Source organism: Lactobacillus sp. ESL0260, assembly GCF_003692935.1.
Classification (GTDB): Bacteria; Bacillota; Bacilli; order Lactobacillales; family Lactobacillaceae; genus Lactobacillus; species Lactobacillus melliventris.
On sequence record NZ_REHO01000002.1, the window covers coordinates 24,847 to 51,727 of the forward strand.

Below are 26,881 nucleotides of genomic sequence, written 5' to 3' on the forward strand. Positions count from 1 at the left end.
AAGAAATATATTTTTGTAATTTAAATTGCAGAAATAGATAAATTATCTTATAATCTGTGTAAATAAAAGATCATTATTCTTCGGAAGTATAACCTTGTAAAAGACCTAGTTATATAGTCTTTTAGAGGTGATACTTCCTTTTTTATATAAAAAGAGTTTACAATATGAAAATTTTTGTAACAGGTTCTACTACTGGGTTAGGTTTTTTAGCAGCTAAAAAATTGATTGAAAATGGTAATGAAGTTTATTTACATGCTCGAAATAAAGAAAAAGCAATTTATGTAAAAAATAAATTACCACAGGCAAAAAATGTTTTAATAGGTGATTTAGGAAAAAGGTCAGAAGTTATTAGACTTTCAAAAGAAATAAATAAATTGGGTCAACTGGATACTATTATTCATAATGCAGGTGTATATAGTTCGAATAATGAGCTTATTTTTAAAGTGAATGTTTTAGCACCTTATATAATGTCCTCATTAATCAGAATTCCTAAGAAAATAATATTTACTTCATCTAACATGCATTTAGGTGCGAGCTTGGAAATTGATCAAATAGAGAAGGATACGGACTACTCTTCTTCTAAGCTGCAGGTACTTTTGCTAGCTAAAAGCATAGCAAGGCTTTATAAAAATACTATTGTGACTACTGTAGATCCGGGTTGGGTACCAACAAGAATGGGAGGATCACAAGCAACGGACAGCTTAATTCAGGGTTATTCAACGCAAGTATATTTGGCAACATTAGATAATAATGCGGTTTCAGGCAAGTACTTTTATCATTTAAAAGAAACTAATTATGACGCTAGAGTTGATAATATTGACTTACAAAATAAGTTTTTAGCAAAGATGTATCAAATAACTAAGCTAAAAATTTAGCTTTCAAAAAGTGTTACTATAAAAATGATACTTTATTTAATTCTTAATAATTAAGGAGACTATTATGGGATTTAATCAAAACTTTTTATGGGGTGGTGCAACGGCTGCCAACCAATATGAAGGAGCATATTTAGAAGATGGTAAAGGTTTAAGTACTGCGGATGTAATGACTAATGGCTCTTATGGAAAGCCTAGAAAGGTAACTTGGAAAAATTTGAAAACAGGTGCAACAGGCGCTAAAGACTTCTTATTTGGTTCAGGACAAAGAGTTGTACCTGAGGGAACAGTACCAGCTGTTATTGATCAAAAATATTACTATCCAAGTCATGAAGCATCAGACTTTTATCATCACTACCAGGAAGATATAAAGCTTTTTGCTGAAATAGGTTTTAAAACTTTCCGCATGAGTATCAATTGGTCAAGAATATTTCCTACCGGAGAGGAAAAAAAGCCGAATCAAAAAGGACTTGAATTTTATGATAAAGTATTTAATGAACTAAAAAAATATAATATAGAGCCTTTGGTAACTCTTTCTCATTATGAAACACCATTACACTTAGCAATTAAATATAATGGTTGGGAAAGTAGAAAGCTAATTGAACTGTTTATGAGATATGCTGAGTTAGTAATTAATAGATATCATGATAGAGTCAAATATTGGCTAACATTCAACGAAATTAATTGTATGGATGTAAATCCATTCTTAGCAGGTGGATTAATTGATGGTTCAAAAGAGAAAAGAGCTCAAGCTGCACATAATCAATTTGTTGCTAGTGCTATGACTGTCAAAATGGCTCATGAAATTGATCCAGAATTGAAGGTCGGAGAAATGGTAGCATATAGTCCAGTATATGCATTAACTTCAGATCCTAACGACCAGTTAGCAGCAATGAAAATGATGCAAGATACATTGTTCTATGCTGACGTCCAAACTGGAGGCTTTTACTCTGATTATAAGCTTCAAGAATATAAGAGAGAGCATATTAAATTAAATGATACTCCTAAAGATTACGAGTTAATTAATCATTTTAGAGCCGATTTCTTAAGCTTTTCTTGTTACACTTCAAATACAGTTACTACTCATAATGGAGAGACAGACTTTTCAGCTAATTTACAAGCTGGTGTGAAAAATCCATATCTTGAAACAAATGACTGGGGCTGGGCTTTAGATCCCAACTCGCTCAGAATAGCTTTAAATACATTATATGATAGGTACCATAAACCATTATGGATTGTTGAAAATGGTTTAGGTGCTATTGATAAAATAAATGAAAATGGAAAAATTGAAGATGATTATAGAATTAAATATTTAAAAATGAACTTAAAATCGATGCTTGACGCAGTTGAAAAAGATGGTGTTGATTTAATGGGATATACAATGTGGGGCTGTATAGACCTAGTTTCTGCAGGTACTGGTGAAATGGATAAGAGATATGGCTTAATTTATGTAGATAAGCATAATGATGGAAAAGGAACATATAAACGGATGCTTAAAAAATCTGCATATTGGTATAAAAATGTAATAGAAACGAATGGCCAATCACTTAAATAAAATTTAATTCAGGAAAATGAGTTTTGTGTTAGCTCTTAATTGTTTTGTTTACCAATACTAATGTAAGAAAGCTGATAAATGTCGGGTAAAGCGACAATTATCAGCTTTTTTGCATATAAAAGTTAAAACTGCAACATTTGCTGCACTTTTATTAAATTTCTTCGATAAGTAAACCACAGCGGAAATTGAAAACTAATTCAATAAGTAAAAAGATTAAAAAAATAATAATTGCTGAAACATTTTGTGAAAAGGGAACATAGCTTTTAATCATAGGCGGGATTAATAATAAAGCTGCGACCATGACGGCTATTAAGACAGAGGACTTGGGATTAGGAATAACTTTATAATGAGCGTCAGTCTTATTAATAATCATTTTGGGCGAGCGATTTAATCCGCCTTGGGTGAGTTGCAGTGTGTCTCCTTTTTTTAAGTTTAGTTTTAAAGCATAACCTGCAGCGATACTGCCTACCCTTAAACCATTGACTATTACAGTTGTAGGTTTACCCATTGAAATATTATTTTTTGATCGTTGAACTGTAATCATACCGGCACGCTTTCTTTAATAATAGTTGTTTAAGATTAGCTTATTAATAAAACAAATCAATGTCAATGTTGTTTACTAAAAAAAATTATGTTTACAAAACAAAATATATAAACTATAATTTTAGTGTAAGTTGATGTAAGCGATAACAAGAAGGAGGTAATGAATTGTGCAGTTAGTAAATGTCAGAGTTGATAGCCGTCTAATTCATGGTCAAGTAGCTCGTGTGTGGACTGGGCAATTGGGAGCAGAACGACTAATGGTTGTTGGCGATAAAGTATCTAAAGATGACTTGGAAAAAACAGCTTTGAAATTAGCTCGTCCTACCCAGGCAGCTTTAAGTATTTTGCCACCGGATCGTGCAAGTAACAATATTGTTCAAGGCCGTTACGCCGACCAAAAAATATTTATTATTACACGTGAACCGGAAGCTCTGGTTCAGATGGTTGATGCAGGAGTACCAATTAAAGAAGTTAACGTTGGTAACTTGCCAAGTGGTGAAGGCAGACTGCAACTGTTCAAGAGCGTGGGAGTAAATGACGAAGAAATAAAGGCTTTTAAGGAACTTGATGCTCGGGGAGTAAAGCTTTACCACCAGATGGTCCCGAACGATTCTAGAGAAGACTTTATGTCTGAATTAAATAAACGGATGGAGAAATAATATGAATTCATTGAGTGTAGTTCAAATAATTTTGCTGTCTTTGTTTGCTTTCTTCCAAATCAATGAAATTGTCACAGTTGGTATTGGTTTTGGTAACCCAGTTAACGCTGGATTAATTGCAGGACTGATTGTCGGTGATATGAAATTAGGTTTGGCCGTAGGAGCAACATTACAGTTAATGATATTGGGAGTCGGTACTTTTGGTGGTGCTTCGATTCCTGATTATGCCACTGGAGCAATCATAGGTACTGCAATTGCACATATTTCAGGAAAAGGAATTAACTACGGTATTGGTGTTGCTATTCCTGTTGGCCTATTGATGGTGCAACTTGATATTTTGGCTCGTTTTGCTAATACCTACTTTGCACACAGAATTGATAAGGCAATCGATCGTAACGATGATAAAGCTGTTGTACGAAATAGTCTTTATGGGGCTATTCCGTGGGGGCTTTCACGGTCAGTGCCCGTATTATTGGTGCTAATTTTTGGTGAAGCATTTGTCAAAAATGTGCTGAATTACATGCCACAATGGTTAATGGGTGGATTAAAATCTGCCGGAACTATGTTACCAGCTGTTGGTATTGCCATCTTAATGCATTATCTGCCTATTAAGAAATTTGGTGCGTACATGATTTTTGGCTTTGTAGCTGCTGCTTACTTAAATGTGCCAATGCTTGGTGTAGCGCTGATCGGAGTCGGCTTTGCCATTAATCATTATAATTCTATCATTCATAATAAGAACCAATCTGGTGGCGACAGTAATGGCTTAGATACACAAAAAGCTGCTGAAATGGGTATTGATGATAAAGGAGTAATTACCGGTGATGAAGAATAATACTACAGAAAAGACTACGACGGAGCAAAGTCATAAGTTAACTAAAAAAGATATTCGTAGCGCTAACTTACGCTGGATTTTTACCTCTGCATTAAGCTGGAACTACGAAACTATGATGGCTCCAGGTTATGTTGGTTCACAAATGCCAATCTTACGTAAGTTGTATGGTGACAAGCCTGAAGATATGAAGAAAATGATGCGGGTGCAGTCTGAATACTTTAACACTAGTCCGCATATGGGTTCTATTATCCAAGGTGTCGATATTGCTCTTGAAGAAAAAGAGGGTATTAAGTCAGTTGACGGTGTAAGAGGTATTAAAACTGGTCTTATGGGACCATTTGCTGCCGTAGGTGATACTTTATTAGGTACCGTTCAATCAACTATCTTTGGTGCGATTGCATCATACATGGCCCTTAAAGGTAATCCGTTTGGCGCTATTTTATGGATGGTTGCACTAGGCGTTCTCTACATTTGGGCTTATACTTGGATGCCATTTGCCTACAAGCAAGGTGTCAACTTAGTTACTTCAATGAGTTCTAAGCTTAATGCACTGACTGACTCAGCAACTTTGCTGGGGGTAACGGTTGTAGGAGCTTTAATTCCAACTGTTATTACGTTAAAGATTCCGTTCATCTTTAGAGCTGGGAAAGTTTCGATGAAATTGCAGGATATCTTTAATCAGATTATGCCATCGCTTATGCCAGTTTTACTAGTTGCCTTTATTTATTGGCTACTGGATCGCAAACATATGAACTCAACTAGAGCAACTTGGTTTGTTCTAATCTTGGCTATTGTTTTGTTCAACTTGAAAGTTGTTGCCTAATAGCATGAAATATAGAAATTAATAAGTAATCAGATTATCTGCTGAGAAAAAGCATATTACTAAATTTAAGCAGGTAAAGTAAGAAAAAACGGATGTATTTTTCAATAATAATACAACCGTCTTTTCTTTGAACTGCAAAAAATATTTGTTATCATAATTGCAAAAATGCCGTAATAGCAACAATTATGTGTAGAATATCAGGTTCTAAAAGTTTATATTTTTAAGAAATTTATATTAATAGCACCTGTTATAACACCCAAATATGAAAGACGAGAAGATAAGATGGCTAATATCAGACAGGTAGCTAAGTTAGCAGGTGTTTCAGCAAGTACAGTCTCACGAATATTAAATGAAGACACTTCTTTGAATGTTACTGATCAAACACGGATCAAAGTTTTAGCGGCTACAAAAAAATTAAATTATCATATCAAAAGTAAAAGCAAAAAATGTCCAGTTGTTGGCGTATTAACAACTATGGACTTAGATCAAGTAGCAGAATATACGTATTACCAACAAATAAAACAGGGAATCATTGAAGAACTCAAAAGAGAAAAAATGACATTGAGTTCTATCTATTATTTAAATAACTCTTTGGATAGTTCATTTTGGGATGGCGTGTATTATTGGGATGGCGTGATTGTTATCGGCAGCTTGTCCGAATCAGCCATTAGCGAACTAAAAAAATTAAACTCTAATATCGTCATTATTGAAGCGAGATATAAAAATAATTCCGTCAAGCTGGTTAATGCTAATTTAACTGCCGGAGTAAAAGAAGCTTTAACACAACTAGAAAAATTTGCTCAAACCAATATTGTATATGTTGGTGGTCCCCGTTATATGACTAATTTGCAAGGAGAAAAAACGCAAGCAAAAGGTGAAGTTCGTTTAAATTGCTACCGAGAGTGGATGAAACTGCATGATCAAGATGAGTGTTCAATTCTTACTCCGGGTTGGAGCATTGAAGATGGCGTCCAGGCGGGTAAAGAAATTGCACAATTACCTACTTTACCCAAAGGAATTTTAGCTGGAAATGATCAATTGGCAATTGGAATAATGCAGGAATTACATACAAAAGGTTTTCATGCTCCTGCCGATTACCATATTATTGGGTTCGATAATATTCAAATGGCGCAATATTATATTCCCAGATTGTCATCAGTTTCTGTTCCGGAAAAAGACCTGGGTATAACTGCTGTCCACTTAATTAGAGAAGACATAATAGAAAAAAAGACGCGCGCCGCTACAACGTTATTAGAAGTTAAACTAATTTTGCGAGAAAGTACTGGCAATTAATATTGGAGGCCAATGATGTCAAATTATTATCCCAAGCAGTTAAGTGGAGATCAGACTAAGACTTTATTAATAAATCCTGATCGTGGCTTTCGCTTTGAAGTATATTTAGATGTAAAAACAGGTAAGAGCATTTATGAATATGCTGATCAAGATGCTATCGCTGCTTTGAAAAGAGAAGCATCACTGTATACCGATGATCAGCCGCGAATAGTGCAGGTTTATTTTTACTTAACAGGTTATCAACATAAACCGCTGGATGCACAGGCTTTTAACCACATGAATGCCTTTTTTGACGAACTGGCTAAGTTAAACTTAAAGGCACTGCTGCGTTTTGCATATATTTCTGAAGATAAGAGGCCTTATAGACAAGCTCCTAGTGTGCACAGGGTACAGCAGCATTTGGAGCAGTTATCAGGGTGGCTGCAGGAACACCGCAGGCAGATTCACGCTTTACAAGCAGGAATCATTGGCCCTTGGGGTGAGTGGTCGCAACATGCTCGTGATACTACTGATGAATCAACTATTCTTCATAGTTTGCTGTTAAATTCTCCCCAAGATTTGACGGTTCAAGTACGCTACTTAAATATTAAAAACCGTAATATAAATGTTACTGAAAAATGGAATGAACAGCGAATTGGCTTTCATGATGATTTTCTAATTGGTATTGACCACGAATGGAATACGGCTGGTAAAAATCATGAATCTAATGAATACCAGCAACTACTAAGAGAATCAAAAAATACAGTTGTTGATGGGGAAAGCATTTGGTTATTTGCTAATCCCATGTATTTAGAAACAAAATATGTCGATCCAGAATTAATGACGCAAAGAATGGTTGAGAATCATTTCACTACTTTGAGTATTGCGCATAATTATCATGAAATAGAAACTAATTCATATTTTAACGTAACGCTAGAAAATGAATTAAAGAGAACTGGCAAGCCAGAAGGGCTTAAGTTCCCTCAAACAGGTTCATTTGAATATTGGAAGCATGTTCCTGTTACACCAGATTTATTAGATGAAAAGCATTGGCCATATCAATCTTCATGGTTTTGGGATCAGAAAAAGCAGCCAATTAAACGTAATTATTTTGAATATCTACGTGATTATTTAGGCTATCGTCTAGAGACTACACAAATTAGCTATAATTCTGCTTTAAATGCCGCAGTTTACCTGACACTGAAAAATACAGGTTTCGCTGCACCTTTAGCTTTGGCAAAAATAGAATTGCTGGCTGTGAATAAGCAGCAGGATGTTATTGGTAAAGCTTTAGTAGAAAAAAGCACTTTACAAACTAATAATGAAATAACTACGGTTATTCCATTGACTAAATCTGATCAGCCTGACAAAGTCGGAGTCAAACTGCTTGCTACTAATGGTAGTACGGCACGTCTGGCTAATGAGTGTCAATGGGCAGATGGCATCAATTGGTTTAAATTATGACCGAGGAATTATCATGAAAAAAGCATTTAAGAAACTAACTTTAATAGCTGTATTTTTAGGGCTATTTCTTTTACCAAGCCAGCAAAGTTTATCCTCAGTAAAGGCAGCAACCGTTACTGGATATGACGAAAAGCCCCTAACCGAACAACAAAATCAAGAAATTACTAACAATACCGATCGCGGCTTTCGTTTAGAGTTAAATTTAAATGTTAAGACCGGCAAGGGCTTATGGGCTAATGCGGATAAAACCGGGATAGCGCAAATGCAAAATGCGGTAGCTACATTTTCTGCTGATAATCCGCGACTTGCACAAGTATACTTTTATCTAACAGATTATAAAAATAAGCCATTAGATCAAACTGCCTTTAATAATATGGATCAATATTTCCAAAAGTTAAAGCAATACCATTTGCAGGCTGTATTGCGCTTTGCTTATATTTGGGACGATGCTCATCCAAAGTCTCAGGAACCTACGACTGAGCAGGTAGTTGCACATATTAAACAGCTAGCACCCTGGATTGCCCAGCATCGCGATCAAATAGCGAATTTACAAGCAGGATTTATTGGAGCTTGGGGAGAATGGGACAGCGGTGCCCGTAGCCGTATGAATGAAAAAGAAATTCTCCAGGCCTTGTTAGCTAATACCCCTAAAGATTTATTTATTCAAGTCAGATATTACAATATCAAGTCACGAAATATTGATCCGCAGAGTTCTGACTGGCAAAGAGTTGGATTCCATGATGATTACCTGATTGGTCGTCCTCATGTTTGGAATACTGCAGGTGCTGATTCTAATTCTGCTGAATGGAAGGCGATGGCAGAACAATCTCAGACTGTACCGGTTGACGGTGAAATGATTTGGGGTTCTGCCAATGCATCAGACAATAACGGTCAGTTAATTTCTGCACCACTGATTGCTCAACGTCTAGCAGTTCATCATTTTACTTCATTGAGTATAGCTCATAATTATAAAGAAGACGGCAAAGACTATTCTTTGAGTGCTTGGAAACGGCAACTAGTAACACCTGCACTTTTAGACCAATATAAATTACCGTATCAGAAATCATGGTTTAAAGATACTAATGATAATGAAGCAAGTCGTTCTTGGTATGAATATATCAGGGATTATCTGGGCTACCGCTTAGCAGTTAAAGATATCAGCTATCAAGTAAATGAACAGAATATCGACTATCAAGTTAATCTAACTAATTATGGCCTGGCTGCTCCTGTCCTAATTAATAAAGCAGAACTAGTATTACTGGATGCAGCTAAAAACGTAGTGGCTACTAAAGATGTAACTGATATTGCTCACCTACAGTCTTTGCAAACTTTACCAATCAAATGGCAGGTAGATAAAGCCTTAGTCAGCCAAGCAAAATATTTAGCCTTTAAGTTTACTGGTTACAGTAATAAGGGAAACCGCTTGGCCAATAATATTAATTTTGCAGATGGCTATAATTATTTGCTGACACTTAATTAAATATCGTATTACTATAATTAAACATTAAAAAGCTGCTGGATTACGTCTTAAAACGTTAGTTCAGCGGCTTTTTTTACTTGATTTAAATTAAAGACGAGATTAGTTTTTGTTTTAATTTAGCCACTATCCTTTAGAAGATATAATAAATTTGATTAAAATATGATAAAATCATTATTAATTACTTTTGCCGGTTTCTAGTGAGTTTCATAAAGTCAGGTGTTATTATTCATGAAGAGCACATATTTTAAAGCCAATTTCAATATCGCACGCAAATCCAAGAAAAACATTCTGCTAATGGGAGCCTTAATTGTGTTCATGGTTTTCTTCGTTTTATTGGTTGGAAATCAGAATCTGGGCGACAATTACCGTCAGTGGCAGTCATACTATGACTCACTGGAAATTAATATCAGCTATTTTAATGGTAACTTATTACGTAAACAAAAATATAAACAAACTTATGACAATTTAAACGCCCAGGAAGGTTGTATTGCCAGCCTGCAAAATGGTGAAGTTTTAGAGTCGCCACAAACATATTTAGAGAGTTCACTTAACTTATTTCAAACTATGCTTGATGGTTATCAAAATAATTATTTAGGTGCCAGCACCTTAAATGTCCCCCCTAAATACCAACTGCATCAGAGACTGGTTACATATAAATATCTTTACCGGCATCATATACCACCTGCAATGAGCTCAAAAGTATCCGTAACTTATTTAATTTATATTGTGAACTTCATAGCTGTCCTGATCTTTTTTTATATCTTGCTTATTGCTAATGATGTGTGGATGGTTAAATTAGATCATGAAACGGTTTTACGTAATATTCCATATCGCGTAGAAGATGAAGTAAAAGGTAAAACAATGATTAATCTGGTTTTAACTTTAATACCATTAATTATTGGTTTAATTGGCGCATATCTGTTTGCCGGCCTTCTTAACGGCTTTCGCAGTTTGAATTATCCTAATGTTTTTTATTTTAATAAAATTAGGGCAATTCCTATATGGCTGGATTGCTTAATTTTTTTGTTCTATACAGCGGTCTTAGTGGTCTTTGTGACCAGTCTGACTCTGCTTCTTAACCAACTAACCAAAAACGTTTATTTAAGTACCTTTATTGGTATTGCTCTTTATGTTTTATCTTATTTACCGAGCAAGTTGCTTAAAGCCATTACTTGGCTACCGTCTGTATACTTAAACGTTAATGATGTGCTTAACGGCACTGTGGCAAGTAAAACTGGATTTGCAGGACTAAATTTTGCCACCGCAGCAGTAATATTGCTAATTTGGTCACTTGTCTGTGTAGTTTGGTTTAGGTATTTGGTTAATAAAAAGGGGGCTGCACGATGAGATGGCGCTATTTTCTTTTCCAATTAAAGGCATTTTTGCTCAATCCTAAAAATATTGGTCTATTTATTGCTACCATTATTATGTCTCTTTATTTTGGTTTGGTCAGTGTGCCCAATCATGAAGTAATTGAGCAAGTCGATGCTAAACCAATTCAAAAAGAATATATTGACGACACAGCTTTTCTCAAAGTAGCACGGCAAGAGATAGCTTATTCCAATAAACCGGGTTATTTTTATTTTCCCAGTAAGGGTGCGATAGATGCAGTTGGTACATATCCCAAAGTTTTAGCATACGATAAACAGCTTTTAAGGGCTTTAAAGAAAAATGATTTGCAAACATATACTAAGTATGCTAGCAAACGTTATCAATATATTGATAATCTGATTCATATAGAAGGAAACCAAAATTTCTTGTATCCAGCTGCTTATAATAAAAGTAATAATTACCAGCAGGATGGGCATTTTGGTTATCAACGCACGCGTCATTTATACAATGCACTTTTAGCTGGTAAAAAGAACAGGCAAACGCCGCTGAATAAAAATATTCTAGAAGAGCGCACGGCTTTGCAGGTAATGCAAAATTCGCTTTCTGGCTGGACAGTTCTAATATTAGTAGTAATAGTTTGCTTCTTTACAGCTGATATTGTGACTAATGACCGGAAATATTATACGGTACTGGAAAATATTCCCTTAAGTAAACGAACCATTCTCTGGCTTAAAACAGGGGTTGTCGAAGTAGGAGTGCTACTAGATTTTATTGTAGCTAGTGTAATAGCTCTTCTCTGTATCGCACCTAAATATGGTATGGGGTCATTAAAATTGAATACAGTCGCCTATTTAGGGCGGATTGACTTCAAACTTATCTTTAAAACGGAAACGCTGGGTATGTATTATTTGCAATTCATTATTTTTGCAATCATTGTTTCCTTTATTTTTATCAGGCTCACAATTTTGCTGTCTTTGACTCTACGTAATGAATATGTGGCAGGGATGCTCAGTAGTCTGTTTGCCATCAGTGCCAAAGTACTGTACTTCTCATTCGGAATGGGCTTTGTTCATCCGGTGTTGGAGAAGCTGCCCATGACTTATTTTTCAATTGGTGACAGCACTACAGGCAATTTAGCTTATTTAATGGATACTCCTGGTTGGGGCTTTAACTCAGGACTAGGGCCACTACTTATAGCTATGCTTGCCATTGAAATATTACTGTTTCTGTTTACCCAAATTAAAAGTATTCCTTTAGTTAGGCGGGGTGATTAAAATGTTAGAACTAAAAGATGTCAGATTGGCTTTTGGGAAAAATGTTGTTTTAGATGACATTAACCTCAAATTTAAACAAGGTGAAATAGTTGGCTTGGTTGCTCCTAATGGAACAGGTAAGTCAACTCTGATTAATGTTATTTTGCATAATTTAACACCGCAAAAAGGGTTTGTTGAGTATGAAGGTACACGTTATCAAAGTCAAAAAGATACGATAAAATTGCACCAGCAAATCTGCTCTTTTCCCGAGCAAAGCGATTTATTTCCTTTCATGACGGGGCGGGATCATCTTAATTTATATGCTGATCTTTGGCACAATTCTGCTAAACCTGTTGATCAAATTATCGCTGACTTGCAAATGAAAAGTTATGTTGATCGGAAAGTGCAGACATATTCTTTGGGAATGAAACAGAGACTTTGCTTTGCCATGGTAGTAGCAGCTGATTCTCCAGTAATGCTTTTAGATGAGGTAATGAATGGACTCGACCCTCAGAATGTGGCTTTAATTTCACAAATACTTCTTAAATTAAAAGAAGAAAAGAAGCTGATCATTATGGCCTCACACCTTTTGTCCAACTTGCAGCAGTATGCTGATAGAGTCTTATTTATGGGTAAGGGACATATCATTGAAGATTTAGACAATAAAAAGCAAAAAAAGCGTTATTTAAAAATGCAGTCTAGTCCTGAAGCTACTCAGCTGCTATCTGATTATCATTATGAGACTCTGCCCAATAATCTGCTACTGGTTCCTTTGGCAGAAATTACTCCAGATAAGTTGACTCAGCTGCTAGCAAACCTAGTGCAAGTCGATATTCAGTACTCGGTTGAAAGAATTGATATCGAAGACTTATTTAACAAATTTTATAATTAGTTTAGAGCTTTAACCCGATTTAATATTTGTAAAAAGTAAGTAGCCGTAGTTTGCATGTTCATACTGGTTAAAAAATGAATGATAGAAACAGCTAGATCATCATTGGCAGTATTGTGAAAGGTGAGAATTGCATTTAAAAATTTGCGTCCAACAATTAGCAACATTTCGTTATCTGGTAAGTCAATCTGATTTATTTGTGTGAGCAGTTTATCTGCAAATTTAAACTGATTATTTGTAATTAAGCCGATTACACCTTCAAATAGTGCTGCTATACCAAAATGAAATGTACCTTCTCCTGCTTTTCTAATAAAAGAAATATGATTGATAACCTGAACAGAAATTTGGTAAATGATTCTGGGACTAATAATAGGGATAACATTGGCAAACAGTGAGAGAAATTCATGACCCCAAACAGTTATTTTACTTAATTGCTGGTTTAATTCATTTTGCTGGGCTATAGGAAAAATATTGTGCTGTGAAGTTTTATAATACAAACTGCAGGCAATTGCTGCATAGTCCAGGTCAAAAGGATCTTGGCTTAACTTGTATTTATTTAATGCCGATTGAGCCAGTTTTTCCAAATAGTCTTTATCGTGGTTGCTCCAAGATTCTTCTAAAATAAGTGCAATATGATCCTGCGGGTCTAGTTTGGCAAGCGCAATATATTCAGTTGCTGATAAACTGATTCTTTCGCATAGTTTTAATACCCGGTTAAAGTCCATATGGCCTTGATCATTTTCCCACCGGGATAGCATCTGAATGGAACAAATACCTTTAGCTGCTTCTTTAAGCGTAATATGCTGTTTTCTTCTTAATTGTTTAAATTCAATTCCTGATTGCATGTTGTTTTGTCCTTTTTGCTATATTATGGCACTTTTTTCTCATATATGAGAAAAGAAAGATATTCAAAAATTAGTCATGCTTTAATATAGCTAATCAAAAAATATCTTAACTGTTTTAATAATGAAAAAGGAGTAGAAAAATGCAATCTTCATTAAAATTTGCGCCTAAATGGAAATTAGGTGCATACACACTTTTAGCAATAGTCAGTGCGTTTGGCAATGTTGTGATTGCTTATGTCACCAAGATCATGTTAAATGCAGCGCAATATCGTCAAGGCGACAGTAGTAATTTAATTAAAATTGCTGGCATTGGTGCTGCAACAATCTTAATTATTATGTTGTCCAACTTTGTATACCGCTATATCAAGTGTTCTATTATTCAGGATGTCAATGTTTATCTTAAAGAGAAAACGATGGGTTATCTGATTGAACAACGCAGTGATTCACAAAAGGACGGCTTAAGCCTGATGACCAACGATCTGAAACAGATTGAGACGTCTAAGACTACAAATGAACTAATGATCATTGCAGAATTAGCTTCTTTTCTACTGTCAGTTGTGGTTGGTTTAATCAATTCTTGGATTTTAACGTTAATTTTTATGGTAACCACTTTAATTCCCGGACTAGTGCAAAGGGCATTTACCAAAACTATTCAAGCCAAAGCAAAAGTCTGGGAGACAAATAATGTTTCGTATACCCAGAGTGTGAATGACGGGCTAAACGGAGCGCAAACTGTTGGATTGTATGATGCTCAAAGTTCGACTATTAGTAAAGTCGTTAACAGTGCCAAAAGAATGGAAGAGGCATTGAAGAACTTAAACTTCACACAAGCTGCAGCGGGAGAAGTCATTGTGGCTTTCGCAGATATTTTCAGCTTTATACTACCATTTTTAGTAGGTGCTATCTTAATGTTGCAAGGTCAAATTGGTGTTGGTACTTTAATTATGATAGTGCAACTATCTAATGAATTTATTAACCCGATAGTTAATATTTTTGAACAATTAAATGCTATTAAGTCTACTAAACCAATGTGGAATAAAGTAGAGCAGGCTCTGTCTTTTTCAGCTGACAGTATTAAAAGTGCGAAAACTGGTCAATTTACTGGCTTGAAAGTTGAAGATGCCACTTATAGTCAAGGTGGAAGAAAGATTTTTGCTCATCTTAACTTGACGGTAGCACCTAACGAAAAAATTTTACTCATGGCACCTAGTGGCTGGGGTAAAACTACACTGTTAAACTTAATGTTGGGTAAAATTAAACCTAGTGAAGGTCATGTTTATATTGATGGTGAAGATGTCACTGGCAACTGGACCAAAGCCCACGATAATTTCAGTTACGTTAACCAAAAGCCGTTTATCTTTGATGATACAATTAAGTTTAATATTTTACTGGGACGAAAAGTTTCTGCAGCAAGTTTAGCTAAGGCAGCCGAAGCGGCGGGACTAACAGAGCTCATAGATGAAAAAGGCTGGGACTATCAAGTTGGTGAAAAGGGGACAAATTTATCCGGCGGACAAATCCAAAGAATTGAAATTGCACGTGCTTTTCTCTCTGAACGGCCCGTATTGCTGGCAGATGAGGCTACTAGTGCCCTTGATCCAGAGCTGTCACTTGCAATTCATAAAACGTTATTAAAAAAGCCTAATTTGGCAGTAATTGAAGTGGCTCATAAAATTTCTGCTACTGAAAAATCATTGTTTGATCGAATAATTAATTTAAATGGAGAAAATGAAGAATAAAGAAGTATTAATGCGCTATATTGATGATGATGGAGTTGTTAAAGTATGGCCTGGTAAGGCTAAAAACCGGCTGTTGATTTTACAATATTTGGCAACTAAATTTGAACCAGCTAAAAAATATTCTGAGCAGGAAGTGAACCTGATTTTAATGCACTTTGTGTCAGACTATGTTACTAGAAGACGAGATCTAATTGAAAATCATCTTTTAAAGAGAACGGATGACGGCAGAGTTTACTGGCTGAATGAAGAAATTGGGGTAAAGGATTAGGATTTAATTTAATATAATTAAGAACAAGTGGCGCATTAACCGCTTGTCCTTTTTGTTTGGGCGAAAAGCTATAGGTTAATTTAGTAGACTTTGTAGTAAAACTTAATTTGTGTAATAGCAACTGCAATATAAAATAATCTAGGAAGACTAAAAGGAGTATGTTTATAACTTCAAGTAATAAAATTATGAAATTTAATTGACTGGCATATAAAAATAACATATAATTTTAATAATTATTATACATTGAAGACTATTAGTAAACTGACTGTTGCTGCTAAGCTGAAAATCTATTTGAAATTGAAACTAGCTGAATTTGGATTACATCTTTTAGGCGATAAGTTTAGACTATTTCAAAAATGTTAGGTAATATTCACGGAGATTTCTATATGAAAAAAAAGTTTTATGCGCTCTACAAGATTTTCCTTATTAATGCTTTTAGCAACAAAATTGCTTTAATGTTTAACATTGTCTTTCCAGTTATATATTTTGCTATATCTAACGCTCCGGTCTTGATTAATAACTATACTGTCAGTAAGAGTAAATTAATTAGCGGCAGTGCATACTATTTTGCCTATATTGCTTTAACAACTGTTCTAAACTCAGTGATTCTGGCAATGGTTGAGTATCGTGACTATGGCTATTATAAAGTTATTTACATGGTAACCAATTCAAAATATCTAGTATTGATTAGTCAATTTTTATCGCAATGGACGTTTTTAATAATAGAATTATTTCTATTTAACTTAATTACCGCACTAATGTTTAAGTCTTTTGCCTATCTGGGTTATTTACTGTTAACCACTATCATAGCTGCGACTGTGTTAGTTTTGCCTTTAACTATGGGCTTGTATTTTTTGTTAACAACAAAATTAAAGTTGCAAACTTACAATATTGTTATTACATTGATTATTTTGGCCTCATTCATGGTGTCAGCTGTTGAAGCAAAAAACAAAATATTAAATTTGTTATTGCTATGTACACCTGTTAAATACCTAATGAAGGGGTATGAAGTAATAATGCAAATGATGTTTTCTAGAGTAAATTGGGCTACTCTTGTTAATTTGTTGATCGTTATTCTAATTTATGTCGTATTTGGGATGATTTTTATTGCGAAACAAAATATTTCTACAGTTTTTGAAAAATAGTTGTAAGGAGACAATATGGAAATTAAGCATTTGAACTTTTCTTATAAAAATAAAGAAATCTTTGCCGATTTTAACGCAAAATTTATTGCCGATCAGTTAAATGTAATAATTGGCGGTAATGGTGCTGGTAAAACGACTTTACTTAATCTAATTTACGGCTTTATTGATCGTCCTGCTACAGCTATGATAGCTTTTCCTTCCATGCCTAATATTATTTATAAATTTCAAAATATGTCTTTCTTTGATGAACTAACGGTAAAACAAGTAATAAATTTTTTTAAATCAATGAATGATCATACTGTTACAATTACTAATGCGCAAACTCGTTTTTATAATGAGATTATAAAAGGCCTGGTAAATACTAAACTAAGGTCTTTATCTGGTGGGGAATACCAATCTGTTATGGTTTATTGTACTAGCATAATGGAGCGGGAATTATATTTATTCGATGAACCTCTTAGTGGAATTGACAGTTATATTGAAAATTTAATTCTAGACTTAATTGTATCTTTAGTTGTTGAGAAAAAGAAAAAAGTTATTATGACTTTGCACCAGCTGGATAAATTAGATTCCATGCAGGCGCATATTGTATTCGTTGGGAACAAAAAATGTGTTTTTCAAGGTACCTACAGTGAAATGTTACACATTGCAGATACAGATGATATTGATATTGCATTTAAGAAAATGCGATCAGGCAATATCTTGTTAAATCAAGAGTAACTATCCTTTTGATTTATAAGAGGTAATAAAACTGATTAAGCTGAACAGACTATTTTGGTTTGCATGGTGTATTAATCAGCAATGCATTACTATATATTAACAAATAGAACTAAGAAGCTAATAACTACTTGGTTCTTTTTTTGTTAATTAAGAAGTGAAATAAGTCCGTGATAGCAGCTTTGGTGAATTAGTTGAGCGACTTTAGCTGGGGCAACCTTGGGATGTTTGGCCCACCATTTTTGTGTTTCTAATAAACTGACAAAATAAAGACTGGCAAAGTATTCTAAAATATCGGGAGCAATTTTTTCCTTTTGTAATATCTGCCTGATTTCTTTTTTAACATTATTTTCGATTTCGCGACTGGGATTAAATGTTGCGGTTTTGATGCTAAGCAAAAGCGGCAGAAATTTAATTTGTGGCGCTATATCATTCAGTGCAGCAATAGTTCTGGTCATGTTGTCTTTAGGTTTAAGATCAAGTGAGTTGCGCAAACCGGCTACAAACGGAATCATATACCGGTTAATAGAAAAGCGCAGCAATTCATCTTTATTGTCAAAACAAATGTAAAAAGTTGTTCTGGCCACTTTAGTTTTTCTGGTGATATCTGAGATTGTGATTTGTTCATAATCTTTATCATTCAACAAGCTAAATAACGCGTTACTTAGGCGTAACTCTAAACTGGGATTTTGCTTTTCCATTAAGTAATGCCTTCTTCTGACTCGACAAAATTTAAATATTTGTCATTACACCTTAACCAAGGAATCGTTATGCTAATTTTAGCAAATTTATAAATGATGGAGGTAAAAACTAAATGGTGAATAGAGTAAAAGAAGTATTAGGAATTGAAAAGCCAGTAATTCAGGGTGCAATGGCGTTTACTTCACTTTCTCCTTTAGTATCTGCAGTCTCAAACGCTGGTGGTTTGGGCGTATTGGGCTTAGGTTATATGCCTAAAGATGCCAGTATTGCAGAAATTAACAAAACTAAAAAATTGACTGAAAAGCCGTTTGCCGTTAACGCAATCATGCAAGAGGGAATTGTTGAGCAAGCAGATGAAGTGTTGACAGCAACCAAGCCGCCTGTAGTTTATGCTGATGCTATGCGGCTTAATGGCGCTTTATGCCAAAAGTATTTCCCTCGTTGGCATAAACTCGGTATGAAAATAATTGTCAAGGCCAGTTATTTGGCCGATGCGGTCACTGCAGAAAAAGCGGGAGCTGATTTGGTAGTCGTCAAAGGCTGGGAAGGAGGCGGTCATGTCTCTTTTGAGTCCACAATGGCTTTAGTGCCACAAGTGGCAGCAGCAGTTAATATCCCAGTAGTAGCTGCTGGTGGTATTGTAGATGGCCACAGTGGTGCTGCAGCATTTGCTTTAGGAGCCGAAGGGATAGAAATGGGCACTGCTTTTTTAGTAGCAGATGAGTTACCGATTAGTGATAAAGCAAAACAAGCAATTATTGCTGCAGGAGATATGGCCACTGCCGAAGTTTCTTATGCTAATGATGCGCCCTTTAGAATGATCGCTAATAACCTTTCTGATCAGATCAAAGATTTAGAAGCTACTCATCTGAAGGCTGAAGCAGCTCAAAAAGAAGCTGGTCTTGATGCTAAAACTATCAAAATGGGGATGTATCAAGGTGATACGCAAAATGGCGCAATTATGGTTGGTCAAGATTTGAGCCTAATTAAAGAAACAAAGTCTGTTAAACAGATTATTGCGGATGTGTTACAAGATACTAAAAATGTTCTGCAATCATTGCAAAATGTAGAATTATAATTTATCTGCTAATTATCCTCGCAGAAATGAGGAAATGATTACGGCATAAAATGATGATGCTGTCAGGCATCATGCGAATTTAATAAAGATAACGATTAAGAACTATTACTTTGAAAATTGGTAATTCTCTTTTTGCAACAATTTTATGCTAAAGTATAAATGTATGAATAGTTTAGCGATTCCACTGGAATCACAGAAAAAAGCTCTATCCCAACAATAGAGCTTTTTTGCATGCTAATTATTAAAGAGCCAGTTTTCAATTAGAATCTAGGAAACATTTCAACTTTAGAATTTATATTTTATTTATGACTGCATTGAGGCACCGGAATCTACATCGGTTGCCTTTTTGCTTTCATCAGGAACTAGCTTCTGCCCCGTTTGTTTTAGGTACCAGTTAATGATTGGCAATAAATCAACAATCCATTCTGTGACTCCAGCATATTGGTCATTCTTGTCAGTCATGTTCTTAAAGGAGGCAACCATATATTCGTTATCACTTGGTTTAATAAGTTTATAGGTTTTGCCAGTTTTGGCGTAATCCATTATTTCTTGAACATGAGGCATTGAAGTCTTTTTGTGAACTTCAGATAAAGTTTGGCCAAGTTTTTCAGGCCACCGAGGTGAAAGTAACATTTTCTTAGGAATTTCATTATTGCAATAGACATAACGATCGTCTTTATCAATAGTAATTAACTCGAGTGGCAGACAGTTGAGCAATGCGTCGATTTGGTCAACTGTTAATAGTCCTTGATCTAATTCTACATAATCTGAGCCCTTAGCAGCATTAACTTTTTTAGCTGTCTCGGTAATCCATGTACTAGTAGCCTCTTCTGTATGTTTAACCATTTTAATCTCCTTATTTATTATATAAACCGTTTACAAAAATAGTATATTTTATTTATAATTATAAGTGAAATTAATATCAGTTATTAATAATAGAAATAACTTATAAGGAAAAAGATATGGATATAAAAAAACTTGTTACTTTTGTTAATTTAGTTGAAACAAAAAATTTTACCAAAACTGCTAAGGCAATTCATGTAACCCAGCCAACTGTCACACATGATATTAATGCTATCGAGGATGAAATTGGCGTTAAGTTGTTTAATCGTAACAAGCGCTATGTTAATGTAACGAAAAGTGGTGAAGTTTTTTATCAAAAAATCAGGCCATTAATTAATAACTATAATTCTGCAGTACAGGAGATTCAGGAAAAAGATAAAAAAGAAAGATTGCAAATAAATTTTGGCTATTCATATAATCCTTTTAATGATAAATATATTCCCCTTTGGCTAAGTCAATTTCAAAAAAAGTTTCCTCAAGTGAAATTTGTACTGGTAAACTTGAATCGTAACGAGCTAAAGCAGCAATTGGTGTCTAACAATTTGGATGTTATGCTGACAACTGGATTGGAAGCTGAAGATTTAAATAATATTAAGGTCTATCCAATTGAAACAGAGCCGTTCAAAGTAATTGTTCCGCGAAATAACCCTTTGAGTAAAAAAAGTATAATTAAATTGACGGATTTTCAGAGTGAAAAATTACTGTTTTTAGATAACAGATGGGCAGCGACAGATATCATTAATTTACAAAATAAGATTATTCATCTGAATAAAGATTTAAATATTACTTATGCTGCTGAAATATCTTCTTTAAATGTTTTGCTTAAGGCAAATCAAGGTCTGGGATTAGGTCTTTACTGTATTTATCCTGAACTTGACAGCAGCTTAGCCTATGTTCTCCTTGACTGGGAACCGCAAGTTGATTTAGTAGCCATTACACAGAAAAATAATGCGAAAAGAATTGTCTATCAATTTATCAAGTTTATTCAAGATTTTAATTTTGATTTTGAATAGTACAGAATTCTCTTGTTAAAGGTGGGAAGAGAGAAGTGTTTTTACTGTTACGTATTGGATTTTTTTGTGAGTTAGATATGAACGAGCTGCTATATCGAGAGTTAACGGAAGAAGCACTTTTGGAGTGATTTTCTTAAAAAACAGGAAAATGTTTTTTCATTACTAGTTTTTATTGATTAAAAGTATATATTTGTTAATAGTTAGAAAGCTAAAATTGTAATAAAACATGAAATTAATTACTTAAGATTAATGAAAGTAGAAGGTCAGAAGAATGTTTAAGTGGTTTGGTAAGAAACATGAGAAGCAGGAAGACTTTACGGTCACTGCACCAATTAGTGGCAAACTTGAAAAGATTGAAAAAGTAAACGATCCGGCTTTTGCACAAAAAATGCTGGGAGACGGTTTTGCCATTATTCCTGATGAAGATAAAGTAACCGTTTATGCACCTGTAGCAGGCAAAATTGAGACTCTTCCCAAGACAAAGCATGCCGTAGGTATTAAAACTGCACAAGGTATCGAAATTCTTATTCATATTGGGATTGATACTGTGAACTTAAAAGGAGAAGGCTTTGAAGTGATGGTAAACCAAGATGACCAGGTAACTCAAGGTCAAAAATTAGAAGTATTTGATAAGAGCGTAGTAACTGATAACAAATTAGACCCTACTGTCATTGTTGTGTTCACTAGTGGATATGAAAAGGAAATCAAACTGAACCAGGATGATGGTGCAGAAGTTAAGGCTAATGATTTACTTATTGGCTAGATGTTTTTGACAAACAAAACAGGTTAGTTTTCCAAAGATAATACCTCCAAATTTAGGACAAATTTGGAGGTATTTTTGCGTTAATCTATATTAACAAGGCTAGTGATTCATAGGGATGCAAAGCTAAAGTTTTTGGTACTTCCTGTAAATTTTTATGATAATTGCTAATCAATGTTTGTGCTTGTTGTCCTTGATAAGTGTCAGGTAAGCTATAAGTAATTTTTTTACCATAAAAGTTATTAATTACCAGTAAGGTTTGCCCGTGATAAAGTCTGCAATAAGCAAAAACTTGTGGGTGATCCAAGTCAACCGGTTCATAACTTCCCTTGGCGATAATGGGATAATGTTTTCTCAAGTAAATCAGTTTTTGATAATAAGGGAAAATCTCACCATGATCCAATTCAGCTGCAACATTAATTTTATCTTGATCTTTAGGTCTAAGCCAAGGAGTTCCTGTGGTAAAACCGGCATTAACAGTGTCATCCCAGTGCATGGGGGTTCTGCTGTTATCGCGCGACTTAGCCTGAATAATTACCAGAGCTTGGGCGTCACTTAAGCCTTCCTGTTTAAGCTCGTCATAAGCGTTAAGCGTTTCTACATCTACATAGTCAGTGATTGTCTGGTAATTAGGATTGATCATGCCAATTTCTTCACCTTGATAAATATAAGGTGTACCACGTAATAAATGCATTACGGTAGCTAGCATTTCAGCAGATTTTTCGCGAAAATTAATAGGATCACCAAAACGGCTCAGCGCCCAAGGCTGATCATGATTGTTCCAAAAGAGAGCATTCCAGCCGCCACCTTGACTCATTCCAATCTGCCACTCGTTAAGAGCATTTTTTAAAGCGGAAAAGTCAAAAGGTATCCTGGTCCATTTCTGGCCATCTTTGTAATCAACTTTTAGATGATGAAAAGTGAAAACCATTGACAGCTCATGATTATCTTTTCTAGTGTAAGCAACAGAATTAGCAATAGTCGTCGATGACATTTCCCCGACAGTAATTGTATCTGGCTGCTGACCAAAAGTTTTTTGATTTAATTCTTTTAGATATTGATGGACTATGGGCTGATCAGTATACATTAGCTTACTGGCGGTGTTCTGGGGTGCGTCAGTAAGTTTTTCATCTTTGCCAATAACATTAATTACATCAAAGCGAAAGCCTTTAACCCCTTTGTCGCGCCAAAAGTTAACTATTTTAAACAGTTCTTTTCTAACTGCAGGGTTGTGCCAGTCCAAATCAGCCTGAGTTTTGTCGTATAAATGAAGATAATATTTACCACTATTTCCAAAAGGTGCCCAAGCTGAGCCACCGAATTTAGATGTCCAATTGTTGGGCATACTGCCATCTGCTTTAGGATTTCTAATGTAGAAAAATTTTTGATAATATTCGTCTCCGGCTAAGGCTTTTTTAAACCAAATGTGGTCAGTAGAACAATGGTTTAACACCATATCAAGCATCACACCAATATGATTTTGCCTAAGCTTTGTGACTAATTCTTCAAAGTCAGCCATTGTACCAAACAGTGGATCAATACTATAGTAATCAGCAATATCATAACCATTATCATTCTGGGGAGATACAAAAAACGGATTAAACCAAATCATATCAATATTTAATTTCTTTAAGTAAGGAATTTTTTGGATAATCCCCCTTAAGTCACCGATCCCGTCACCATTGCTGTCATAAAATGATTTGGGATATATTTGGTAAATCACTTTGTCAGCTAAACTCATAATATAAGTCCTCCATTTTGTGCTTTTCTATGTGCAAAGTCTACAAATTTAAATTTGTCGGGCCGGTGTTGGGAAATAGTATATTGAAAAAAAGATGTATCTTTTAAATAGGTTAAACTGCGCACTACTACAACCAAGTTGGTATCGGTAAGCTGCAACTGTTTCATTACGTTTTGACTGGCTGGTTCTACGGTAATAGTTTTAGTGGCATAATCAATTTCAAGTCCTAAATCATCTTCAAAATACTGATATAACGAGCTTTGAGCTTGCTTAGCCGAAATTTTAGGTACATATTTTTTTAAAATATAATCTTCATCAACCACAATTGGTTCATTATTGATTAATCGCAAACGGGACACATAAGTTGCAGCAGTTTCTGTTAAAGATAAATGCTTAATAATAGTCAAAGGCACCTGCGTGTCTTTTAATTCCAATATTTTGGTCGTAGCATGCATTTGCTTTTGTTTATTAAGTTCATCAAAGGATTCAATATTAGAAATTGGGAAGGCAATGCGCGCGGCATTAATAACTACTGAACCTTTACCTTTTATTTTTTGAATTAGGCCAGCATCTAAGAGTTCATTTAAAGATTTCCTGATGGTTTCACGTGAAACATTATATAGCTCTGATAGTGCTGGTTCACTTGGCAAGAAATCACCGGCAACATACTGCTCATGCCTAATTTTATTCGTTAAATCTGCCGCAATTTGTAAATATTTAGCTCTCATTATTTGTTATCCACCTTTTAACACTAATCATACCACCTTATGTTAATTTTTAACCTGTCTAGTCTGGTAAATAATACAAAATTATTTATTAAAACAATATAATAAGCAATTTGTTGACACCTGTCTATACAAGAACTATAATCTTAAGGAAAGCGTTATCAATATATATGACGACCTTTTATGTGGTAGTTTCATGGAGGCGTAATTATGAGTAATACGATAAAAATACTGGCACCTGTTGCCGGTGAGGTCATTAACCTCGAGGATGTTAATGATCCGGTTTTTTCTCAGAAGAAGCTAGGTGAAGGATTTGCCGTTAAACCTAGCTCTGGGAAAATTGTCTCGCCTGTAACAGGTAAAGTGATAATGGTGGCCGAAACTAAGCACGCACTTGGCCTGCAGACTGCAGACGGTGTGGAAGTTATGCTTCACTTTGGCATAGATACCGTTGAACTTGACGGCAAACCATTTGATTTGCAAGTAGCAGCAAACTCTGAGGTAAAAGCGGGACAGCAATTAGGGACGATGGATCTGCAAGCGATTAAAGATGCTCAAAAAGATGATACCGTCATCTTGGCAATTACAAATACTCAAGATGTTCTAGCTGGTATTGACCTTTCCCTTGGCACTAAAGCTGCTGGCGAATCAGCTGCTACTATTACATTAAAACAGGCTAAAGCAGCACCAGCTGCAGCTAATAAAAATGAAAATAAATATCAAACTACAGCGCGTGAAATTGTTCAGGCTGTTGGCGGCGCCGATAATGTTAAAAACGTTATGCACTGTTTTACTCGTTTGCGGTTTACTTTAAACGATGATAGCATTCCGAATGATGATGAAGTTAACAACATTAAAGGAGTAATAGATGTTACTCGTGCTAATAACCAATATCAGATAGTAATTGGGCAAACGGTAGAAGATGTTTACGACGAGCTAATTAAACTACTTGGGCCTGAATATGCTGGACAAGGTGAGCCTGCACCTGCAACTCCAGCTCCAGCAGCTAACCAATCTCTTGGTGGCAAGATTAAAAATGGCTTCTTCCAGTTAATAGGCGTAATTACCGGCTCTATGATGCCTGTAATTGGTTTGCTGGCAGCCAGTGGTATGTTAAAAGGTATTCTCAACATTTTAACTAACTTTTGCCACATGTCTACGGCTTCTCCAACTTACACTATTATCAATGCGATGGGGGATGCGTCGTTTTACTTCCTGCCTTTAATCGTTGGTTTTACTGCTGCTCAAAGATTAGGTTCTAACCCGGTAGTTGTTTCTATTATCGGCGGCTTTCTAATTTATCCTGATTTAGTAAAGATTTATGCCAGCGGAAAATTTAGTTACTACTTAGCTGGCGTTGGTATTAATGCCAATTTCTTTGGTATTCCAATTCATATTCCGCAATATACTTATTCGATTTTCCCAATGATTTTTGCGGCTTGGATGGCTGCTAAGATTGAACCGTGGATTAAGAAGTGGATGCCAGTCACATTAAGACAAATTTTCACTCCGCTAGTAGAAATCTTTTTAGTAGGGATGACAGTCTTAATTATTGTGGGTCCTGTAATTTCATTTATTTCTACGGGAATTGCTAAAGTATTGCAATGGCTGTTAACTGTCAACACTGCACTTTCTGGTCTAATCATCGGTGGTCTTTACCAGATACTGGTTATCTTCGGACTGCACTGGGCAGTAGTGCCAATTATTGCGAATGATATTGCTGCAACGGGACATAGTATTTTAAACGGTATTGTTTCAGTAACGATGATTGCACAAGGTGCCGGCGCCCTTGCTGTTTGGTTTAAGACAAAGCACAATCCTGACCTAAAGGGCTTATCTTTAAGTGCTGCTATTTCCGCCGCTGTTGGTATTACTGAACCGGCAATGTACGGTGTTAACTTAAAGTATGGTCGTGTATTTATGACTTCCAGTCTTGGTGCTGCCATTGGTGGTTTGGTCAACGGTCTGCTTAAAGTTGATATGTATGGCTTTACTGGCAGCCTGATTGGCTTTCCATCCTTTGTTCCTAAGGCCGGACAAGGCAATCCTAATAACTTGTTAAACTTCTGGATTGCTTCCATTGTGACTATTGTTGCTGCATTTGCTTTGACCTACTTCTTTGGTTATAAGGAAAACGACGCTGATAGTCCTAAAGATGCACCCAAGAAGAAGAATTTAGCTAATGTATAATGATATGATTATTTAATAAAACATTTGAATTTTATAAAAGGGTTCTAAAACTGATAGTGATTAGTCAAGAGCCCTTTTATAATGCATTTTTGAAATACTCGGTTAAACTATAATAAAATGAATAATAGTGGATGGAGT

General features: G+C 35.2%; 25 protein-coding genes. 19 read left to right on the forward strand and 6 right to left on the reverse strand.

Annotated elements, in window-relative coordinates:
• The first annotated feature begins 164 nt into the window (after nt 1–164).
• Both F5ESL0260_RS00270 and F5ESL0260_RS00275 read left to right on the forward strand, forming a co-directional pair.
• The gene (locus tag F5ESL0260_RS00270) at nt 165–875 is read left to right on the forward strand and encodes an SDR family NAD(P)-dependent oxidoreductase (protein WP_122025432.1); all 711 of its coding nucleotides are present in this window, start codon (nt 165–167) and stop codon (nt 873–875) included.
• 64 nt (nt 876–939) lie between these two features.
• On the forward strand, nt 940–2,427 hold the full coding sequence (locus tag F5ESL0260_RS00275; RefSeq protein WP_122025433.1) for a glycoside hydrolase family 1 protein: 1,488 nt from the start codon (nt 940–942) through the stop codon (nt 2,425–2,427).
• A 151-nt stretch (nt 2,428–2,578) separates the two neighbouring features.
• On the opposite strand, the gene F5ESL0260_RS00280 is transcribed toward F5ESL0260_RS00275, so the two are convergent.
• A complete protein-coding gene (locus F5ESL0260_RS00280) occupies nt 2,579–2,971 on the reverse strand; it encodes a hypothetical protein (protein ID WP_122025434.1) in 393 nt (130 codons plus the stop codon).
• Between the two features lie 166 nt (nt 2,972–3,137).
• Here F5ESL0260_RS00280 and F5ESL0260_RS00285 point away from each other — a divergent pair, with 166 nt between their 5' ends.
• From F5ESL0260_RS00285 to F5ESL0260_RS00325, 9 genes are all read left to right on the forward strand, one after another.
• Entirely contained in the window at nt 3,138–3,629 is a 492-nt protein-coding gene (locus tag F5ESL0260_RS00285) for a PTS sugar transporter subunit IIB (protein ID WP_046324037.1), read from the forward strand.
• Nucleotide 3,630: 1 nt separating this feature from the next.
• Entirely contained in the window at nt 3,631–4,464 is an 834-nt protein-coding gene (locus F5ESL0260_RS00290; RefSeq protein ID WP_122025435.1) for a PTS sugar transporter subunit IIC, read from the forward strand.
• Nucleotides 4,454–5,287: a PTS system mannose/fructose/sorbose family transporter subunit IID gene (locus F5ESL0260_RS00295; RefSeq protein ID WP_110445352.1), complete on the forward strand. Its 834-nt coding sequence runs from the start codon at nt 4,454–4,456 to the stop codon at nt 5,285–5,287. The genes F5ESL0260_RS00290 and F5ESL0260_RS00295 overlap by 11 nt, the downstream gene beginning before the upstream one ends.
• A gap of 282 nt (nt 5,288–5,569) precedes the next feature.
• Nucleotides 5,570–6,580 carry a substrate-binding domain-containing protein gene (locus F5ESL0260_RS00300; protein WP_122025436.1) on the forward strand — a complete coding sequence of 337 codons (1,011 nt, stop codon included), beginning with the start codon at nt 5,570–5,572 and terminating at the stop codon, nt 6,578–6,580.
• Between the two features lie 15 nt (nt 6,581–6,595).
• A complete protein-coding gene (locus F5ESL0260_RS00305; RefSeq protein ID WP_158593794.1) occupies nt 6,596–8,023 on the forward strand; it encodes a DUF4874 domain-containing protein in 1,428 nt (475 codons plus the stop codon).
• Nucleotides 7,956–9,503 carry a DUF4874 domain-containing protein gene (locus F5ESL0260_RS00310; RefSeq protein WP_122025438.1) on the forward strand — a complete coding sequence of 516 codons (1,548 nt, stop codon included), beginning with the start codon at nt 7,956–7,958 and terminating at the stop codon, nt 9,501–9,503. Before F5ESL0260_RS00305 ends, F5ESL0260_RS00310 begins: the two co-directional genes overlap by 68 nt.
• A 228-nt stretch (nt 9,504–9,731) precedes the next feature.
• Nucleotides 9,732–10,850, forward strand: a complete 1,119-nt coding sequence (locus F5ESL0260_RS00315; RefSeq protein WP_122025439.1) for an ABC transporter permease subunit — start codon at nt 9,732–9,734, stop codon at nt 10,848–10,850.
• Entirely contained in the window at nt 10,847–12,109 is a 1,263-nt protein-coding gene (locus F5ESL0260_RS00320) for a tellurium resistance protein TerC (protein ID WP_046324042.1), read from the forward strand. Before F5ESL0260_RS00315 ends, F5ESL0260_RS00320 begins: the two co-directional genes overlap by 4 nt.
• 1 nt (nt 12,110) lies before the next feature.
• A complete protein-coding gene (locus tag F5ESL0260_RS00325; RefSeq protein ID WP_046324044.1) occupies nt 12,111–12,980 on the forward strand; it encodes an ATP-binding cassette domain-containing protein in 870 nt (289 codons plus the stop codon).
• On the opposite strand, the gene F5ESL0260_RS00330 is transcribed toward F5ESL0260_RS00325, so the two are convergent.
• Nucleotides 12,977–13,822, reverse strand: coding sequence for a helix-turn-helix transcriptional regulator (locus F5ESL0260_RS00330; RefSeq protein ID WP_122025440.1), 846 nt, complete (start codon nt 13,820–13,822; stop codon nt 12,977–12,979). The two genes, F5ESL0260_RS00325 and F5ESL0260_RS00330, sit on opposite strands and share 4 nt — an antisense overlap.
• Nucleotides 13,823–13,962: 140 nt before the next feature.
• On the opposite strand from F5ESL0260_RS00330, the gene F5ESL0260_RS00335 reads away from it, so the two are divergent.
• The 4 genes from F5ESL0260_RS00335 (at nt 13,963) to F5ESL0260_RS00350 (ending at nt 17,694) form a co-directional block, all read left to right on the forward strand.
• Nucleotides 13,963–15,561: an ABC transporter ATP-binding protein gene (locus F5ESL0260_RS00335; RefSeq protein WP_122025441.1), complete on the forward strand. Its 1,599-nt coding sequence runs from the start codon at nt 13,963–13,965 to the stop codon at nt 15,559–15,561.
• Nucleotides 15,551–15,829 (forward strand): DUF2087 domain-containing protein, encoded by a 279-nt coding sequence (locus F5ESL0260_RS00340; RefSeq protein ID WP_158593795.1) that lies wholly within the window; start codon nt 15,551–15,553, stop codon nt 15,827–15,829. The genes F5ESL0260_RS00335 and F5ESL0260_RS00340 overlap by 11 nt, the downstream gene beginning before the upstream one ends.
• 386 nt (nt 15,830–16,215) lie before the next feature.
• Nucleotides 16,216–16,974 carry a hypothetical protein gene (locus F5ESL0260_RS00345; RefSeq protein ID WP_122025443.1) on the forward strand — a complete coding sequence of 253 codons (759 nt, stop codon included), beginning with the start codon at nt 16,216–16,218 and terminating at the stop codon, nt 16,972–16,974.
• Nucleotides 16,975–16,989: 15 nt separating this feature from the next.
• The gene (locus F5ESL0260_RS00350; RefSeq protein WP_122025444.1) at nt 16,990–17,694 is read left to right on the forward strand and encodes an ATP-binding cassette domain-containing protein; all 705 of its coding nucleotides are present in this window, start codon (nt 16,990–16,992) and stop codon (nt 17,692–17,694) included.
• Between the two features lie 143 nt (nt 17,695–17,837).
• On the opposite strand, the gene F5ESL0260_RS00355 is transcribed toward F5ESL0260_RS00350, so the two are convergent.
• A complete protein-coding gene (locus tag F5ESL0260_RS00355) occupies nt 17,838–18,392 on the reverse strand; it encodes a TetR/AcrR family transcriptional regulator (RefSeq protein ID WP_122025445.1) in 555 nt (184 codons plus the stop codon).
• Between the two features lie 113 nt (nt 18,393–18,505).
• On the opposite strand from F5ESL0260_RS00355, the gene F5ESL0260_RS00360 reads away from it, so the two are divergent.
• On the forward strand, nt 18,506–19,471 hold the full coding sequence (locus F5ESL0260_RS00360; protein ID WP_122025446.1) for a nitronate monooxygenase family protein: 966 nt from the start codon (nt 18,506–18,508) through the stop codon (nt 19,469–19,471).
• A 303-nt stretch (nt 19,472–19,774) separates the two neighbouring features.
• Here F5ESL0260_RS00360 and F5ESL0260_RS00365 read toward each other — a convergent pair whose 3' ends face one another.
• Nucleotides 19,775–20,317 (reverse strand): PAS domain-containing protein, encoded by a 543-nt coding sequence (locus F5ESL0260_RS00365; protein WP_122025447.1) that lies wholly within the window; start codon nt 20,315–20,317, stop codon nt 19,775–19,777.
• 116 nt (nt 20,318–20,433) lie between these two features.
• Here F5ESL0260_RS00365 and F5ESL0260_RS00370 point away from each other — a divergent pair, with 116 nt between their 5' ends.
• Together F5ESL0260_RS00370 and F5ESL0260_RS00375 are read left to right on the forward strand one after the other, a co-directional pair.
• The gene (locus tag F5ESL0260_RS00370) at nt 20,434–21,327 is read left to right on the forward strand and encodes a LysR family transcriptional regulator (protein WP_122025448.1); all 894 of its coding nucleotides are present in this window, start codon (nt 20,434–20,436) and stop codon (nt 21,325–21,327) included.
• A 271-nt stretch (nt 21,328–21,598) separates the two neighbouring features.
• A complete protein-coding gene (locus F5ESL0260_RS00375; protein ID WP_122025449.1) occupies nt 21,599–22,090 on the forward strand; it encodes a PTS glucose transporter subunit IIA in 492 nt (163 codons plus the stop codon).
• Nucleotides 22,091–22,175: 85 nt separating this feature from the next.
• Here F5ESL0260_RS00375 and treC read toward each other — a convergent pair whose 3' ends face one another.
• Nucleotides 22,176–23,828: an alpha,alpha-phosphotrehalase gene (gene treC / locus F5ESL0260_RS00380; protein ID WP_122025450.1), complete on the reverse strand. Its 1,653-nt coding sequence runs from the start codon at nt 23,826–23,828 to the stop codon at nt 22,176–22,178.
• Nucleotides 23,825–24,556 carry a trehalose operon repressor gene (treR, locus tag F5ESL0260_RS00385; RefSeq protein ID WP_122025451.1) on the reverse strand — a complete coding sequence of 244 codons (732 nt, stop codon included), beginning with the start codon at nt 24,554–24,556 and terminating at the stop codon, nt 23,825–23,827. The genes treC and treR overlap by 4 nt, the downstream gene beginning before the upstream one ends.
• Nucleotides 24,557–24,763: 207 nt before the next feature.
• Between treR and F5ESL0260_RS00390 the strand changes: the two genes are divergently transcribed.
• A complete protein-coding gene (locus F5ESL0260_RS00390) occupies nt 24,764–26,743 on the forward strand; it encodes a PTS glucose transporter subunit IIABC (RefSeq protein ID WP_122025452.1) in 1,980 nt (659 codons plus the stop codon).
• Nucleotides 26,744–26,881 lie beyond the last annotated feature (138 nt).